General features: G+C 66.2%; 15 protein-coding genes. 6 read left to right on the top strand and 9 right to left on the bottom strand.

Annotation, left to right across the window (positions count from 1 at the left end):
- Window positions 1-65: 65 nt before the first annotated feature.
- Window positions 66-1,250, top strand: coding sequence for a mannonate dehydratase (uxuA, locus tag AC0YKC_RS16025; protein ID WP_488511728.1), 1,185 nt, complete (start codon window positions 66-68; stop codon window positions 1,248-1,250).
- 67 nt (window positions 1,251-1,317) lie between these two features.
- Here the strand turns inward: uxuA and atzF are convergent, their stop codons facing one another.
- The 8 genes from atzF to AC0YKC_RS15985 are packed head-to-tail and all read right to left on the bottom strand — an operon-like array spanning window position 1,318 to window position 9,649.
- Window positions 1,318-3,150, bottom strand: a complete 1,833-nt coding sequence (gene atzF / locus AC0YKC_RS16020) for an allophanate hydrolase (RefSeq protein ID WP_488511727.1) — start codon at window positions 3,148-3,150, stop codon at window positions 1,318-1,320.
- On the bottom strand, window positions 3,147-3,497 hold the full coding sequence (locus tag AC0YKC_RS16015) for a cupin domain-containing protein (RefSeq protein WP_488511726.1): 351 nt from the start codon (window positions 3,495-3,497) through the stop codon (window positions 3,147-3,149). Before AC0YKC_RS16015 ends, atzF begins: the two co-directional genes overlap by 4 nt.
- A complete protein-coding gene (locus AC0YKC_RS16010; protein WP_488511725.1) occupies window positions 3,490-4,158 on the bottom strand; it encodes a cysteine hydrolase family protein in 669 nt (222 codons plus the stop codon). The genes AC0YKC_RS16015 and AC0YKC_RS16010 overlap by 8 nt, the downstream gene beginning before the upstream one ends.
- Window positions 4,158-5,690, bottom strand: a complete 1,533-nt coding sequence (locus AC0YKC_RS16005) for an ABC transporter ATP-binding protein (RefSeq protein WP_488511724.1) — start codon at window positions 5,688-5,690, stop codon at window positions 4,158-4,160. The genes AC0YKC_RS16010 and AC0YKC_RS16005 overlap by 1 nt, the downstream gene beginning before the upstream one ends.
- A 10-nt stretch (window positions 5,691-5,700) precedes the next feature.
- Complete coding sequence (gene biuH / locus AC0YKC_RS16000; protein ID WP_488511723.1) at window positions 5,701-6,402, bottom strand: biuret amidohydrolase; 702 nt, start codon at window positions 6,400-6,402, stop codon at window positions 5,701-5,703.
- 40 nt (window positions 6,403-6,442) lie between these two features.
- Entirely contained in the window at window positions 6,443-7,369 is a 927-nt protein-coding gene (locus AC0YKC_RS15995) for an ABC transporter permease (protein WP_488511722.1), read from the bottom strand.
- Window positions 7,369-8,493 (bottom strand): ABC transporter permease, encoded by a 1,125-nt coding sequence (locus AC0YKC_RS15990; protein ID WP_488511721.1) that lies wholly within the window; start codon window positions 8,491-8,493, stop codon window positions 7,369-7,371. The genes AC0YKC_RS15995 and AC0YKC_RS15990 overlap by 1 nt, the downstream gene beginning before the upstream one ends.
- Before the next feature lie 28 nt (window positions 8,494-8,521).
- Window positions 8,522-9,649 (bottom strand): BMP family ABC transporter substrate-binding protein, encoded by a 1,128-nt coding sequence (locus AC0YKC_RS15985; RefSeq protein WP_488511720.1) that lies wholly within the window; start codon window positions 9,647-9,649, stop codon window positions 8,522-8,524.
- Between the two features lie 338 nt (window positions 9,650-9,987).
- Here AC0YKC_RS15985 and AC0YKC_RS15980 point away from each other — a divergent pair, with 338 nt between their 5' ends.
- Window positions 9,988-10,641: a GntR family transcriptional regulator gene (locus tag AC0YKC_RS15980; protein WP_488511755.1), complete on the top strand. Its 654-nt coding sequence runs from the start codon at window positions 9,988-9,990 to the stop codon at window positions 10,639-10,641.
- Here AC0YKC_RS15980 and AC0YKC_RS15975 read toward each other — a convergent pair.
- On the bottom strand, window positions 10,619-11,431 hold the full coding sequence (locus tag AC0YKC_RS15975; protein WP_488511719.1) for a helix-turn-helix transcriptional regulator: 813 nt from the start codon (window positions 11,429-11,431) through the stop codon (window positions 10,619-10,621). The genes AC0YKC_RS15980 and AC0YKC_RS15975 overlap by 23 nt on opposite strands.
- 118 nt (window positions 11,432-11,549) lie before the next feature.
- On the opposite strand from AC0YKC_RS15975, the gene AC0YKC_RS15970 reads away from it, so the two are divergent.
- The 4 genes from AC0YKC_RS15970 to AC0YKC_RS15955 all read left to right on the top strand — a co-directional run bounded on the left by AC0YKC_RS15970 (window position 11,550) and on the right by AC0YKC_RS15955 (window position 15,583).
- Window positions 11,550-12,686, top strand: a complete 1,137-nt coding sequence (locus tag AC0YKC_RS15970; protein ID WP_488511718.1) for an ABC transporter ATP-binding protein — start codon at window positions 11,550-11,552, stop codon at window positions 12,684-12,686.
- Window positions 12,667-13,830 (top strand): ABC transporter substrate-binding protein, encoded by a 1,164-nt coding sequence (locus AC0YKC_RS15965; protein WP_320296989.1) that lies wholly within the window; start codon window positions 12,667-12,669, stop codon window positions 13,828-13,830. Before AC0YKC_RS15970 ends, AC0YKC_RS15965 begins: the two co-directional genes overlap by 20 nt.
- A gap of 77 nt (window positions 13,831-13,907) precedes the next feature.
- Complete coding sequence (locus AC0YKC_RS15960) at window positions 13,908-14,771, top strand: ABC transporter permease (protein WP_488511717.1); 864 nt, start codon at window positions 13,908-13,910, stop codon at window positions 14,769-14,771.
- Entirely contained in the window at window positions 14,771-15,583 is an 813-nt protein-coding gene (locus AC0YKC_RS15955) for an ABC transporter permease (protein ID WP_040987444.1), read from the top strand. The genes AC0YKC_RS15960 and AC0YKC_RS15955 overlap by 1 nt, the downstream gene beginning before the upstream one ends.
- The last annotated feature ends 11 nt before the right edge of the window (window positions 15,584-15,594 follow it).

Genomic DNA, 15,594 nt, shown 5'->3' with positions numbered 1-15,594 from the left:
ATCTGATTTGACGGCCATTGTCATCCAACAATATGGTCGGTCGCAATCGCACGAAAGAGGCAGTCATGGAACAATGCTGGCGCTGGTATGGGCCGAACGATCCGGTCACGCTCGATCACATCAAGCAGGCGGGCGCTACGGGCATCGTGACGGCACTGCACGACATCTATGACGGCAGCGCCTGGCCGCTCGACGCCATCCTGGAGCGCAAGCGCATCATCGAGGCGGCGGGCCTGGCCTGGTCGGTGGTGGAGAGCATTCCCGTCCACAACTCGATCAAGACCGGCACGCCGGAACGGGAGCGCTACGCCGGCTGGTACAAGGACACGATCCGGGCGCTGGCCAAGGCCGGCATCTCCACCATCTGCTACAATTTCATGCCGGTGGTCGACTGGACCCGCACCGATCTGATGTACCGGCTGCCGACCACCGGCTACGCGCTGCGCTTCGACGCGCTCGACTTCGCCGCCTACGACGTCTTCGTGCTGAAGCGGCCGAACGCCGAGGCGGGCTACAGCCCGGCGCGGCTCGAGGAGGCGGAAGCGCGGCTCAGGACCTTGAGCAGCGAAGACATCGACAGGATCGAGCGCAACCTGATCGCCGGCCTGCCGGCCACCGAGCGCACCTACAATCGCGAGACGATGCGCGACGCGCTCGCCGACTATGCGGCGATCGGCCCGGCGGAACTGCGCGCCAACCTCGCCTGGTTCCTGAATGAGATCATCCCGGCGGCCGAGGAAGTCGGCGCGCGCCTGTGCATCCATCCCGACGATCCGCCCTTCTCGCTCTACGGCCTGCCGCGCGTGGTCTCCACCGCCGATGACGCGCGCTTCATCCTGGGCACGGTCGACAGCCCGTCGAACGGGCTGACCTTCTGCACCGGATCCTACGGCGTGCGCGCCGACAACGACCTGGTCGTGATGATTGAGGAATTCGGGCCAAGAATCCATTTCGCGCATCTGCGCAATGTGACGCGCGAAAAGGACGGCTCCTTCTACGAGGCGGAGCATCTGGAGGGCTCGACCGACATGGCCGAGGTCATCCTGGCGCTGATGAAGGAAGAGGCGCGCCGGCGCAAGGAGGGCCGCTCCGACTGGCGCATCCCGATGCGGCCGGACCATGGCCATCTGCTTGCAGACGATATCGGCAAGACGAAGATCAATCCCGGCTATTCGCTGATCGGCAGGCTAAAGGGCCTTGCCGAATTGCGCGGCATCATGCGGGCGATCGAGCGGTTCGAGCTGGCCTGACGCGGACCGGCGGGCCCCTGCTTCGAAATGGGCTTCAGCCCGCTTGGCGGCCCGAAGCGAGCCCTGGTCAATTGGAGGGAAGGCTCTCCAATTGTCGTTGAATCGCATTCGCCCCGCTGACGTAGCTGCGCCAGCCGCCATAAGCCGAGATGTCCGTTGCCGCCGCCAGGCCGGCTGTCTCTGCCAGGAAACCTTTCGCCGAGGTGCCGTCGTCAAGCTCGATGGTGCCGATGCCGAGCGGCGACGGGATGGCCGCTACGAAACGGCCGAAGGCGTCGGCGCAAAGGCGCCAGACCTCGATCTCGATGGCGGCGCCGCCGCTGCCGACCCGGACAAGCCCGGGCTTGGGCGGTGTCTGGCCGGCGAGTTCATAGAGCTTATAGGCAGGGGCCGTCCGCGCCGACCTGCAGAAGCGCGCGCCGGCCTCCTTCAATTGGCCGTTGAGCGGCATTCCCGAAAGATGCGCGCCGACCACCACTAGTTCTATCGTGCCATCCTCGGCCGATGCGCCGACAGGCCGCGCGCTCGACTGCCGCCATCCGGTCGCGCCGAGGGTGAGGCCGCTCGCGGCATGCAGATCGCGCGCGACCGCCGCGACGAGACCGTCCCGCCCGGCGGCTGCGAGCAGGGTCACGCTCATCGGCAGGCCGTCGTCGCGCGTGCCGGCCGGCACGGCGATGCCACACATGTCGAGGAGATTGACGAAATTGGTATAGGTGCCGAGCCGGCTGTTGGTGGCGATCGGATCGGCAAGCACGGCATCGACGGTATAGTGGGTCGGCGCGGTCGGCACGCAGAACAGATCGACGGAAGCGATAACTGGAGCGAGGCGCGCCTTGTAGGCCTGCAAGGCATAGAACCCGCGGAAGGTGTCGGCGGCCGACAGGTTCCTGGCGCCGCCGATGATCTTGCGCGTCACCGGATGGAGCGCTGCTTCATTCGCCTCGAAGAAATCGCGGATCGCGGCATAGCGCTCGGCCACCCAGGCGCCTTCATAGAGGAGATCGGCGGTGGCGTAGAAGTCGCCGAACGGGATTTCGACAAGCCTGGCGCCGAGCGCCTCCAAGGCGGCGAGGCCGGCCTCGAATCCGGCCCGCATCGACGCGTCGCCGAAGAACTTCAGGTCGGGCTTTGCCGGGATGCCAATGTTCAGCACCGGCGGGCGGGTCGCGAGAGGCTGGGCGGCGACCGCGCGCGAATAGGGATCGGCGGCATCGTGCGCCGCGGCGACCGAGAACACCGCATAGGCGTCGTCGACCGTCAATGCGAAGACCGAGACACAGTCGAGCGTGCGGCAGGCCGGTACGACACCCGTCGCCGACAGTGCGCCGACCGTCGGCTTCAGCCCGACAATGTTGTTGAGGCCGGCCGGAATGCGCCCCGAACCGGCGGTGTCGGTGCCGAGCGCGAAGGAAACGATCCCGCGCGCCGTCGCCACCGCCGAGCCGGATGAGGAGCCGCCGGGCACCAGTTTCGGATCGATCGCATTCCTTGGGATCGGCCAGGGCGTGCGCGCCCCGACGAGGCCGGTGGCGAACTGGTCGAGATTGGTCTTGCCGACGACCAGGGCGCCCGCGGCCCTGAGCCGCGCCACGACCGTGGCGTCTCTGGCAGGCGCATAGGCAAATTCGGCGCAGGCGGCCGTGGTCGGCATGCCGACGACATCGATATTGTCCTTGACGGCGAAAGGTATGCCCCAGAGCGGCTTGGCCGCGGGATCGAACGGGCCGAGCGCTTCAGCCTGCGCCAGCAACACCGCCCTCGTCGCCAGGTGGATGAAGATGCCGGGATCGCTGGCCGCCTCGACGCGGGCCAGCACCGTATCGATCACCTCTGCTATGTCGGTACCGGCCCGGTAGGCTGCGTGCAGGCTGCCGATGTCGAAGCGGATGTCGCTCATTTCGTGTCCCCCAGAATGATCACCGGCAGGTCCCATTGAATCAGCACGACACAGCCTCCATCGGTCCATACCGAATGCTCGGTGCCGACCGGATTGAGGATCACGCTGCCCGCAGCATAGTTCCCGTTCTCGTCGCTCTGGATGCCGTCCAGCACGACGATGGTTTCCAGCCCGGCATGGCGATGGCGCGGCACGCCGGCACCCGGCTGATATTTGAGGACGGCGACCGATGGTTCGACCGGCCCGCCCCTGAGCAGCCAGTGGACCGTGACGCCGTCGCGGAAAGGCTCGAACGCCAGATCGCGCCAGCCGCGGTCGGCGAGGCCAGCAAAGGCAAGATTAGGCATTCGCAATTCCCTCGAGCACCTGGTCGGCCGTCGCCGTCCAGCCGACGATCGCGCCCTGCGCCCTGATCATGGCAAGCGCGGCCGCCTTGAATTCGGGAAAGTAGCTCTCCGTCGCATCCTCGGCGACCAGGCATTCGTAGCCGCGGTCGTTGGCCTCGCGCATCGTCGTCTGCACGCAAACTTCGGTCGTCACGCCGGCGAAGACCAATTGGCGGACGCCGATCCGCTTCAGGTCGTCGCCGAGTCCGGTCGCGTAGAAGGCGCCCTTGCCGGGCTTCTCGATGACGATCTCGCCCGGCAACGGCGCGAGCTCGTCGAGGATCGCCGTGCCCGGCTCGCCCGCGATCAGCACGCGCCCCATCGGGCCGGCATCGCCGATGCGGATCGATGGATTGCCTCGGTCGCGCTTGGCGGGCGGCAGGTCGGAAAGGTCCGGCCTATGGCATTCCATGGTGTGGATCACCGGCAGGCCGGCGGCGCGAAAACCCTCGATCAGCCGCTTCACCGTCGGCACGATCGCCGTGACCCGGCTGACATCGTTGCCAAGGCTGGCGCCGAAGCCGCCCGGCTCGGCGAAGTCGCGCTGCATGTCGATGACGATGAGCGCCGTCGTCTCCGGCCTGAAGGCGAAGGCGAACGGCAGTGCGTCGATTTCCGCCATCAGTGGTGCCCCGCCATGTGCTCGCCGATCGTCTGCACGCTCGCCTGCGCGATCGGCGTCTCGTAGACGAGCGCGCCGTCGGACATGACCAGGATGCGGTCGGAGAGCTCCAGGAGCTCGTCGAGGTCTTCGGACATCAAAAGCACCGCGGCCCCCGCGTTGCGCGCCTTCATGATGCGGGCGCGGATTTCGGCGACTGCGGAGAAATCGAGGCCGAAGCAGGGGTTCGAGACGATGAGCAGGTCGACCTCGCCGGTTAGCTCGCGGGCGAGCACGGCGCGTTGCACATTGCCGCCCGACAGCGAGGCGATCGGCGAGGAGAGCGATGCCGTCTTGACCTTGAACTGCTCGACCAGGCGGGCGCTGAAGGACTTGATGGCGCCGGCGCTGATCCAGCTCACCGGCCTGCCGTTGCCGTCCACGTCGAAGGTGCGGAAGGCGATGTTCTCGGCGACCGTCATCCTCGGCGCGCAGGCATTCTTCAGCGGCTCCTCCGGGATGAGGCGGACATTGAGCGCGCGCGCCTCGGCGCGCGTCGCCGCATAGACGCTGCCGCGCACCATCACCTCGCCGCCATTGCGGGGGCGCTGCCCGGCCAGCACTTCGAGGAATTCCTTCTGGCCGTTGCCTGAAATGCCGGCGATGCCAACGATCTCGCCCGAACGCACGCCGAGATCCGCGATGTCGATCGACTTGAGGCCGGTGCGGTCCGGCGCCTTCAGCGCCTTCACCTTGAGAACGATCTCGGCGTCCGGCTTCGGCTCGGCGCGGCTGTCGAGCGCCGCGATCGGTTGGTCGCCGATCATCATCGCCGCCATCTCCCTGTGCGAGAGATCGGAGACCTTGCCGGTTCCGGTGAGCCTGCCCTTGCGCAGCACCGTGATGTCGTCGGCGAAGGCCGTGACCTCGTGGAACTTGTGGGAGATCATCAGCACGGTGAGGTCGCCGGCCTTGGTCATGCCGCGCACAAGGCCAAGCACTTCCTGCGCCTCGCCCGGGGTGAGCACGGATGTCGGCTCGTCCAGCACCAGGAAATTGCGGCCGAGATAAAGCTGCTTGATGATCTCCAGCTTCTGCTTCTCGCCGGCGGCAAGCTCGGCCACCTTGACGTCGAGCGGCACTTTGAACGGCATGCCGCTCATGAAGGCGGCCAGCGCGCCGCGCTCTCTGCGCCAGTCGATGACGCCCGGCACCGTCTCACGCGAGATGACCAGGTTCTCGGCGCCCGTCAGCGACGGCACGAGCGTGAAATGCTGATAGACCATGCCGAGGCCGAGCGCCGAGGCATCCCTGGGGCTGGCGATCGCGACCTGACGCCCGTCGACCAGCATGTCGCCCGACGTCGGGTGGTAGAAACCCATCATGCATTTGACGAGCGTCGACTTGCCGGCGCCGTTCTCGCCGAGCAGGGCGTGGAAGGAGCCCGCCGGCACCTTGATGGAGACATCGTCCAGCGCCGTGAAGGCGCCGAAGCACATGGTCATGCCGATGGTCTCGACGCCGATCGCCTTTCCGTGGAGGCTACTGCTCATCGCCGGCCCCTCAAGGCAGCTGCGCGACGAGCGCCGCGGAATTCGACACCGCGCCGAACACGCCGCCCTGCATCTTGATCATCTTGATGGCCGCCAGATGGTTGCCGTGGTCGGTCGCCCCGCAGCAATCCTCCAGCATCACGCATTCGAAGCCGCGATCGTTGGCCTCGCGCATGGTGGTGTGCACGCACACATCGGTGGTGATGCCGGTGAGCACGATGTTTTCGATGCCGCGCTGGTTGAGGATCAGCTCGAGATCGGTGGCGCAGAAGGAGCCCTTGCCCGGCTTGTCGATGATCGGCTCGCCCTCGGCCGGATAAAGGTCGGGGATGATGTCCCAGCCCGGCTCGCCGCGCACCAGAATGCGCCCGCAAGGGCCGGGGTCGCCGATGCCGGCATTGATGCGGCGCGAGCGCCAGCGCTTGTTGGCGGGCAGGTCGGCAAGGTCGGGGCGGTGGCCCTCGCGCGTGTGGATGACGGTGTAGCCCTTGGCGCGCATCGCCGACAGCACCGACTTGATCGGCTCGATCGGCGCGCGGACCAGCGACAGGTCATAGCCCATATGGTCGACATAGCCGCCCGGTCCGCAGAAATCGGTCTGCATGTCGATGATGATCAGCGCCGTGTTGTCCGGCCGCAGGTCGCCATTGTAGGGCCAGGGATAGGGATCGGCGTCGATGTAGCGCTGGGTGATCTCGGCTCTGGCGTTCATGGCAAAGACTCCGGTCTCGCGAGCGGTTTTGATGGAATGGTCACTTGGTGATCGACAGTTCGCCGGGCGCGCCGGCGAGCGTGCGGCTCGGCGACGAGGTGGCGATCATGATGACGAGGGTGAGGATGTAGGGCGCGGCGTAAAAGAGGTAGTAGCCTTGCGTGACGCCCACGGATTGTAGCGCCGGGCCGAGTGCCCCGGCGCCGCCGAACAGCAAGGCCGCCGCGAAGCAGCCAAGCGGGTTCCAGCGCGCGAAGATGACCAGCGCCACCGCCATCAGCCCCTGGCCGGACGAGATGCGCTCGGTCCAGCTGCCTGGATAGTAGAGCGACAGATAGGCGCCGCCGATGCCGGCCAGAGCGCCGCCGGCGCCGGTGGCGAGCAGGCGCACCGTGTTGGGGTTGAGCCCCATGGCGCGGGCGGCATCGGCGCTGTCGCCGACAACGCGCACGATCAGGCCGACGCGGGTGTTGCGGAAGGCCCACCAGAGGAAGACGGCAAGCGCTGCGCCGATCAGGAACAGCACGTTGACGTTGAGCGCCGCCTGCACCTGCGGGATGTCGGACCAGGCGCCGAAGGGGATTGCCGGCAGGTCGGGCGCCGAGGGCTGGATGAAGGGCTTGCCGAAGAAGAAGGCGAGGCCCGTGCCGAACAGCATGAGGGCGATGCCGATGGCGATGTCGTTGACCTTCGGGAATTTGCAGATCCAGCCTTGGAAGAGGCCGAAGCAGAGACCGGCGACGGCCGCCGCCAGCAGGCCGGGCCAAGGCGAGCCGGTCATCACCGCGACCGCGTAGGCGCTCATGGCGCCGAACACCAGCGTGCCCTCGAGGCCGAGATTGATGCGGCCGGAGCGCTCGGTGATGGCTTCGCCGAGCGAGACGAAGATGAAGGGGGTGGAGACGCGGATGGCGCCGCCCAGCATGGCGAGCGGCACGCCCCATAGCCCGATGTCGGTCGTCTCCATCAGGGGGTCCTCCGCCAGAGATCGGGGTTGAAGAGCTTGAAGCGGCCGTAGAAGGTCTCGCTGAACAGGATGACGATGAAGAGCATGCCCTGCAGCACCAGAACGGTCGCGTCGGGCAGGTCCATGCGGCGCTGTATGAGTCCGCCGGACGCGTCGATGCCGCCAAGCAGGACGGCGACGGGGATGATGGCCAGCGGATTGTGGCGGGCAAGGAAGGCGACGAGGATGCCGGTGTAGCCGTAGCCTGCGGCAAGCGAGCCGTTGGCGCTGCCCTGCACGGCCGCGACCTCCAGCATGCCGGCGAGGCCGGCAAAGCCGCCGGCCAGAGCGGTGAAGCCGACGATCAGCGGCCCGACGGCCAATCCCTGCACCTGCGCCGCCCTGACATTGCCGCCCGCGATACGGGCGGCGAAACCCCAGCGGGTCTTCTCGATCAGCAGCCAGGAGAGCACGCAGGCGAGGACGCCGACCACGAGGCCCCAATGCACTTCCATGCCCGGTATGTTGCCGACACGGTAGATGTCGGCGAGCGGCTGGGTCGAGGGCTTGTTGAGGGAGGCTGGGTCGCGCAGCGGCCCTTCCACCAGATGGTTCATCACGGCGATTGCGATGTAGGCCATCAGCAGGCTCGAGATGGTTTCGTTGACGGCGCGGTAATGACGCAGCGCGCCGACGACACCTATCCAGATGCCGCCGGCGGCTGCGCCCCCCACGCCCATGAGAGGGATGACGAGAAAAGCCGGCGCGCCGTTCAATGCCACGCCGATGGCGGCCGCGGCGACGCCGCCCAGCACGATCGCGCCTTCGCCGCCGATGACCACCAGGCCGAGGCGCGCCGGCAGCGCCACGCAGAGCGCCGACAGCAAGAGCGGCGCGCCGCGCGACAGCGAGTTCTGGATCGAGAACCAGGAGCCGAAGCCGCCCCGCCACATCGTCTCGTAGAGCTGGACCGGCGACTTGCCGACAGCCAGGATGAACAAGCTGAACAGCACCATGCCGGCGACCAGCGCCGCGAGCGGAATGACGAAGGCCTCGGCCCGCCTGGCGATCCATTCGAGCGCCGGCCGATATCCCCTCGCGTCGAGGATGGTCCGCACGTCCGGGCCACTCACAGTGTCCGCCATATCCCGTCTCCCTCGGCGCGCGCGTGGCTCAGGCCGTCGAGCCGACGACGCCCTCGACGAGATAGTCCATGCTTTCGAGTTCGATGGCGGTCTCAATGAAGGCCTGGCCTTCGGTCGCGACGACGGCGCCCTTGTTGCTCTTCAACGGTCCCTTGATGACGGAGAAGCCGCCCTTCATCATTTCGGCCAGCGTGGCGTCGAATTGCTTGCGCGCCGCTTCGCCGACGGCCGGGCCCAGCGGGCTCATCTTGACGAAGCCGTCGGCCAGTCCGCCGCGCGTGAAATTGGGCAGCGGCTTGCCGGCGATGAGGTCGTCGACGAACATCTTATAGACCTTGGCCCAGTTCCATTCCGCGCCGGTCAGGTATTTTTCCGGCGCCAGCGGGCTCTGGTTGGCGTGGTAGCCGCAGACGAAGGCGCCGCGTCCGGCGGTCGTCTCGACCACCACCTTGGGGCTGTCGACATGGCAGGTGACGACATCGGCGCCCTGGTCGATCAGCGCATTGGTGGCCTCGGCCTCTTTGACCGCCAGCGACCACTCGCCGGTGAAGATCACCTGGCAGGTGATCGCCGGATCGACCGAGCGGGCGCCAAGCAGGAAGGAATTGATGTTGAGCAGGACCTGCGGGATCGGCTTGGCGGCGACGAAGCCGAGTTTCTTCGACTTGGTGGTGTGGCCGGCGACGACGCCGTTCAGGTACTGGCCCATGCCGATATAGCCGAAATAGGAACCGGCGTTCATCGGGTGCTTGTCCTTGTTCCACATGCCGCCGCAATGGCGGAACTGCACGTCGGGGAATTTGGCGCACATGGCCAGCATATGCGGATCGAAATAGCCGAAGGAGGTCGGGAAGATCAGCGAGGCGCCGTCGAGATTGATCATCGATTCCATCGTCTTCTGGACGTCGACCGTCTCGGGGACGTTCTCTTCCTCGACGATGGAGATGCCCTCGATGCCCTTCAGCGATGCAGCTCCTTCGGCATGCGCCTGGTTGTAGCCGTAGTCGTCCTTCGGACCGACATAGATGAAGCCCACGGTCGCGGCGGCGGCGCGCGCCGCGCGGATCGGAAAGGCTGCCGAAGCCAGACCGAGCGCCGCTCCGGCGGCGGAGGTCTTGAGCAGGTCGCGGCGGCTAAGCATGAATCGGTCGGTCATATCGAATGCTCCCCTTTCTTGGACCCGGTCGGGGTCGTTTGACGTGCTGTCAAGAAAGTGCATGCAATCGCCGTGCCAGTTCCCTTCCGTGATTTTCTGTAATAAAATCAATGCAAGACTTTAGAGCGGCTGCATAAACCAAAGGCAAGTGCATGCACTTTTTGCCTGAAAAATGCTCAGTTTGACATTGAGGTCAAAATCTAGGCATACAGGGATGCGGCCTTGAGTCGAAATAACCCGTGGGCCGTCCACCTTGCGGGCCGTCCGCGATAAACTGGACGGGAGGAGACGTGTCGGGAAAGCGCAGCTTGGTCAGGTCGGGAACGACCGTGGATCAGATGGTGAGGGCGATCGCGGATCGCATCGTCACCGGCTATCTGCGTCCCGGCGAAAAGCTCGATGAGGCTTCGCTCGCGGCCCGCTTCGACGTTTCGCGCACGCCGGTCCGGGAGGCGCTCGGCCAGTTGAGTGCCATCGGGCTGGTCGAGAGGCGGCCCAACCGGGGCGCCATCGTCGCCGTGGTCACGCAGGAGCATCTGGCCTCGATGTTCGAGAGCATGGCCGAGCTGGAGGCGATCTGCGCCCGCTTCTCCGCCGAGCGTATGACCGGAGCCGAGCGCCGCTCGCTGGAGAGCGAGCATCAGGCATCGGCGCGCATGGTGCAGCTCGGGGCCGAGGAGGACTACGAGTATTTCAACACCGAATTCCACAGCAGGCTTTATCGCGGCGCCCACAACACGCATATCCATGATCTGACCGTGGCGACCCGCAGCCGGCTGGCGCCGTTCCGGCGCGCGCAGTTCATGCTGCCGGGCCGGCTGGCCAAATCCTGGCAGGAACACGATATGATCGTTGCCGCGATCATGCGCGGGGACGCGGCGGCTGCCGGCAAGGCGGCCCGGGATCATGTCTCGATCGTCAGCGAGGCAAGCGCGGTGTTTGCGGCCGTCGACCCGGTGGAGTCGAGACTCACCCGATACGCGCGTCGATGATCTCGACGAAGCGGGCGAAGAGCCCGGCCTGCGACTTGATCTTCAGCTTGCGGTAGATGTTGCGGCGGTGGACCTTCACCGTCCCCGGCACGATCCTGAGTGCCCTGGCGATCGATTCCGTGGAATGGCCCTGCAGCACCAGGTCGACCACCTGCTTTTCGCGCGAGGTCAGCGACAGGCTCTTCCAGATATGGGCGCGGTCGAGCTCGTTGGTCACGGCGGTGGTTTCACCCGCCGGCGGCAGCGCGACCTGTTCGGCGGGCAAAGACGGCCAGCGCTGCCTGCAGAAGCCGATCACCGCCGGCGCCATGTCGCGCAGCAGCCTGGCATCCGCCGTTCCGAACGGCCCGGTGGCGCGCAGCCGCATCAGCGAGAGCACCAGCGCGTCCTTGCCGGCCAGAGGCACGAAGAAGCCGACCTCCTCGGCGAGACGGGTCTGGCTGTAGTAGGAGCGGTAGTATTCGCTGGCATAGAAGCGGTCCGGGGCGAGCTCGCGCATGCGCCAGAAACCTTCCTTGCGCTCGACCGCGGCGTGGTGGAACGGGTCGAGCAGATAGGGACCCTCCTGGTAAAGCGCGACGAAGATGTGGCTCTCCGCCGGCGAGAAGGTCTCGAACAGGAGCGGCGGCCGCGCAGCACCCCGATAACCGAAGATCACGCAGTGGTCGAAACGGACATGGCCGCGCAGCCAGCCGACGATCGCCTTGCCGAAATGGTCGCCGCCGGTCTCGCGCGCGGCGGCAATCACGGCGGCAAGCGCGTTGTAGTCGTCACTGCGGGAGGCGGCCAATTCATACCCCTCTGAACGATAAAATCGGCTAAATATACCACCTGCGAGGTATATACTAGGTGCTGTTGGCTCTGCTAGCGTCACGACATTGCCTCACGCTGTCGCTGGAGCTCGTGGCTTGACTGCAGTGCCCGATATCGAATTTCGCGCGGTCACGAAGCGCTACGGCGCGGTCACCGCGGTGAGCGGCATCGACCTTGCCATCCCGCCCTCCGCCTTCGTCGCGCTGCTCGGCCCCTCCGGCTGCGGCAAGACGACCTGCCTGCGCATGATCGGCGGCTTCGAGCAGCCCAGCGAAGGCCAGGTGCTGATCCGCGGCCGCGACATGGCCGGCACGCCGCCCTACCGGCGGCCGGTCAACATGGTGTTCCAGCAATATGCGCTGTTCCCGCATCTCGATGTGGAGGAGAACATCTCCTACGGGCTGCGCCAGGCGAGGCCGCGGCTGTCGTCGCGCGAGATTTCCTCGAGGGCGGGCGAAGCGTTGGCCATGGTGCAGCTCGCCGGCTACGGCCGCCGCAAGATCCATGAGCTCTCCGGCGGCCAGCAGCAGCGGGTGGCGCTCGCCCGCGCGCTGGTCAACAAGCCGGCGGTGCTTCTGCTCGACGAGCCGCTGGCCGCACTCGACAAGAAGCTACGCACCGATATGCAGATCGAGCTGCAGAACCTGCAGCGCGAGATCGGCATCACCTTCGTGCTGGTCACCCACGACCAGGAGGAGGCGCTGTCGATGAGCGACTTCGTCTGCGTCATGAATGGCGGCCGCGTCGTCCAGCTTGGACAGCCGAGCGAAATCTATGACGAGCCCGCCGACCTGTTCGTCGCCGACTTCGTCGGCAAGACCAATCTGTTGAGCGGTGAGGTGGCCGGCCTTTCGGGCGATCTGGTCGATGTCGCGCTTGCCGACGGCACGGTGATTTCCGCGCGCAAGCGGCTGCCGCTCAGCCGGGGCGAGGCCGTGTCCGTCAGCCTGCGCCCGGAATCGCTCAGCCTCTCGGCGCCCGGAGGCGGCAGCCTGAAAGGCATCGTCCGCAACCGCATTTTCCTGGGCTCGACGGCCGAATACGCCATCGAGGTCCAGGGCATCGGATCTTTGCTCGCCAAGGCCGACCACGTGATCGGCCAGGGCAACCTCTTCAAGCCGGGCGAACCCGTCGCCATCGGCTTTGCCGCCGGAGCGCCGCTGGCGTTTCCGCACGCCAAGAACAACGGGACCAACCAGAGGGAAGACCAAAATGCCGAAATCCTATCGTGACGGACTGCCGATAAGCCCCGATAAATTCGTCGACCAATTGATGCGCCTGAAGCGCGGCTCGATCAGCCGGCGCGACTTCCTCGGCCTCACCGGCCTCGGCGTAGCGACCGCGGTGATGGCGCGCGAGCTCGGCATCATGCCGACGCCGGCCTTCGCCGCCGAGAATCTCGGCGACCGCATGTCGATCGCCACCTGGCCGAATTATCACGATCCGCAAACCTTCGAGAACTTCAAGGCCGATACGGGCGTCGCCGTCGAGGTCAACGTCTTCGGATCGAACGAGGAGATGCTGGCCAAGCTGCAGGCCGGCGGCTCGGGCTGGAGCCTGTTCGTGCCGACCAACTACACCATCTCGACCTACAAGAAGCTCGGCATCATCGAGCCGCTGGACATGGCCAAGCTCGGCAATTTCGACGGCAAGTCGGAAGACGCGCGCTTCACCGCGGAAGGCACGATCGACGGGACGATCTACGCGGTGCCGAAGAACTGGGGCACCACCGGCTTCGCCGTCAACACCAAGAAGCTCGCCAAGCCGATGTCGAGCTGGAAGGAATTCTGGGACACCGCCATGGCGGAAGGCGACGGCCGCACCATGGTGCATGACTACCAGCTGACCACGATCGGCAACGCGCTGAAATATTACGGCTACTCGTTCAACTCGCTGAAGCAGGACGAGCTCGCCAAGGCCGAGGAGCTGCTGCTCAAGGTCAAGCCGCATCTGTTCGCCGTGTCGAGCGACTACCAGCCGGGAATGCGCGCCGGCGACGCCTGGATGACGATGTGCTGGACCAATGACGGGGCTCAGCTTCATCGCGACATTCCCGATATCGCCTATGTGCTCGGCAAGGAAGGCGGCGAGATCTGGACCGACTTCTACGCCATTCCGAAGGACGCGCCGAACAAGCCGGCCGGCTATGCGCTGCTCAATTACCTGATGAACCCGAAGGTGGCGGTGAAGGAGCATCTGGCCAATGGCGCGCCCTCGACCGACGCGCGGGTCAACGCGCTGCTGCCCAAGGAAGTGCTCGACAACCCGATCCTCTATCCGGCGGCCGACCTGTTGAAGCCGCTGGAATTCGGCGCCGCCGCGACGCTGACCGATCCGGGCCGCGCCGAGCTGATGGCGCGCTTCAAGTCGGCTTGAGCGAGACCGGCAACAAACCCGACCAAGACAATGCGGCCGGCGGACGAAAGTCCGCCGGCTCCCAACCGGCTTTCCCGATGCGCGGCAGTCTCTTTCGCAAAAATCTCGTGACGGCGCTGCTGCTCGCCCCGGCGGCGCTGTGGCTGGTCGTCTTCCTGGTGCTGCCCTTCGTCGCCATCGCCATTTTCAGCGTCGGCGAGCGGGCGCCGGAGGGCGGCTATCAGGCCGCGCTGACCTTTGCGCAATACGCCAATCTGCCGGCGCGGGCGACCGCCTTCTGGAACACGATGGTGCTGGCGCCGATCGGCGCGCTGGCCTGCCTGCTCGTCGCCTATCCCGTCGCCTACTACCTGGCGCTGCGCGCGCCGCCGCGCTGGCGGCTGATCCTGCTCGCGCTGATCGTCATCCCGTTCTGGACCAGCCTTCTGATGCGCACCTATGCCTGGATGTATATCCTCGGCGGGCGCGGCATCCCGGCTTTGCTCGCCTATGCCGGCATCGAGGATCTCAGATTGATCAACACGCCGGGGGCGGTGCTGCTCGGCATCGTCTACGGCTACCTGCCGCTGATGATCCTGCCGATCTATGTCAGCCTGGAGCGGCTCGACCGCCGGCTGCTTGAGGCTTCCGCCGATCTGGGCGCAACGCCGCTGTCGACCTTCCTCGGCGTGACGCTGCGGCTGTCGCTGCCCGGGGTGATGACCGGCTTCTCGCTGGTGATGATCCTGCTGCTCGGGGAATATCTGATCCCGACGCTGCTTGGCGGCGGCAAGGTGTTCTTCATCGGCAACGCGCTGGTCGATCTCTTCCTGCAGTCGCGCAACTGGCCGTTCGGATCGGCCATCGCCATCACATTGGTGCTGGTCTCGGTCGTGGTGCTGATCGTCGCCAACCGCGTCTCGACCCGGGTTTCGGGCGCACGCCGGGTGGACCTGATCTGATGCGCGCCTTCGTCGTCGCCGTCTTTGCCTTCCTCTATCTGCCGATCGCGCTGGTCGTGCTGTTCTCCTTCAATGCCGGCCACCATGCCAGCGAGTTCACCGGCTTCTCGGTGCAATGGTACGGCAAGGCGCTGTCCAATCCGTTCCTGGTGGAAGCGCTGAAGAATAGCCTGTTCATCGCCACGACCAGCGCGCTGCTCGCGGCCTTCTGCGGCACCGCCGCTGCGCTCGGGCTGCAGCGCGTCGGCGCGCGCACGCGGGCGCTCTTCGACGCGCTGCTCGGCGCGGCGATCGTCGTTCCTGGCGTCGTCATCGGCATCTCGACGCTGGTGGCGCTGGTGCAGCTTTTCGCCGTCGTCAATCCGTTCCTCGCTTCGCTGTGGCCGACCGACCAGCCGCCGCGGCTTTCGCTCGGCTACGGCTCGATCATCGCCGCGCACGGCCTGTTTTCGATGGCACTGGTGACGATGATCGTCGGCACGCGGCTCGCGAGCCTCGACCGCAATCTGGTCGAGGCCTCGAGCGATCTCTACGCCACGCCGCTGACGACGTTCCGCTCGATCGTGCTGCCGCAGATCATGCCGGCGGTGATCGCGGGCTTCCTGCTCGCCTTCACCTTCTCCTTCGACGATTTCATCATCGCCTTCTTCGTCGCCGGCGCGCAGACCACACTGCCGATCTACGTCTTCGCCTCGATCCGGCGCGGCGTCACGCCCGAAATCAACGCCATCGCGACGATCGTGCTCTGCGCGTCGGTCCTGCTCGTGCTTCTCGCCCAATGGCAGCTCGGGCGCCGGAAGCCATCGCCTTGAAAGACAGATTC

Source organism: Mesorhizobium sp. CNPSo 4661 (assembly GCF_057784215.1).
This window is presented reverse-complemented; position numbering and strand designations above follow the sequence as displayed.

Coding starts and splice junctions, on each gene's coding strand:
- uxuA (WP_488511728.1), top strand. CDS start 66: ATGGAACAATGCTGGCGCTGGTATGGGCCGAACGATCCGGTCACGCTC.
- AC0YKC_RS16010 (WP_488511725.1), bottom strand. CDS start 4,158: ATGGCGGAAATCGACGCACTGCCGTTCGCCTTCGCCTTCAGGCCGGAG.
- biuH (WP_488511723.1), bottom strand. CDS start 6,402: ATGAACGCCAGAGCCGAGATCACCCAGCGCTACATCGACGCCGATCCC.
- atzF (WP_488511727.1), bottom strand. CDS start 3,150: ATGAGCGACATCCGCTTCGACATCGGCAGCCTGCACGCAGCCTACCGG.
- AC0YKC_RS16015 (WP_488511726.1), bottom strand. CDS start 3,497: ATGCCTAATCTTGCCTTTGCTGGCCTCGCCGACCGCGGCTGGCGCGAT.
- AC0YKC_RS15955 (WP_040987444.1), top strand. CDS start 14,771: ATGCGCGCCTTCGTCGTCGCCGTCTTTGCCTTCCTCTATCTGCCGATC.
- AC0YKC_RS15965 (WP_320296989.1), top strand. CDS start 12,667: ATGCCGAAATCCTATCGTGACGGACTGCCGATAAGCCCCGATAAATTC.
- AC0YKC_RS15980 (WP_488511755.1), top strand. CDS start 9,988: ATGGTGAGGGCGATCGCGGATCGCATCGTCACCGGCTATCTGCGTCCC.
- AC0YKC_RS16005 (WP_488511724.1), bottom strand. CDS start 5,690: ATGAGCAGTAGCCTCCACGGAAAGGCGATCGGCGTCGAGACCATCGGC.
- AC0YKC_RS15995 (WP_488511722.1), bottom strand. CDS start 7,369: ATGGAGACGACCGACATCGGGCTATGGGGCGTGCCGCTCGCCATGCTG.
- AC0YKC_RS15990 (WP_488511721.1), bottom strand. CDS start 8,493: ATGGCGGACACTGTGAGTGGCCCGGACGTGCGGACCATCCTCGACGCG.
- AC0YKC_RS15985 (WP_488511720.1), bottom strand. CDS start 9,649: ATGACCGACCGATTCATGCTTAGCCGCCGCGACCTGCTCAAGACCTCC.
- AC0YKC_RS15960 (WP_488511717.1), top strand. CDS start 13,908: ATGCGCGGCAGTCTCTTTCGCAAAAATCTCGTGACGGCGCTGCTGCTC.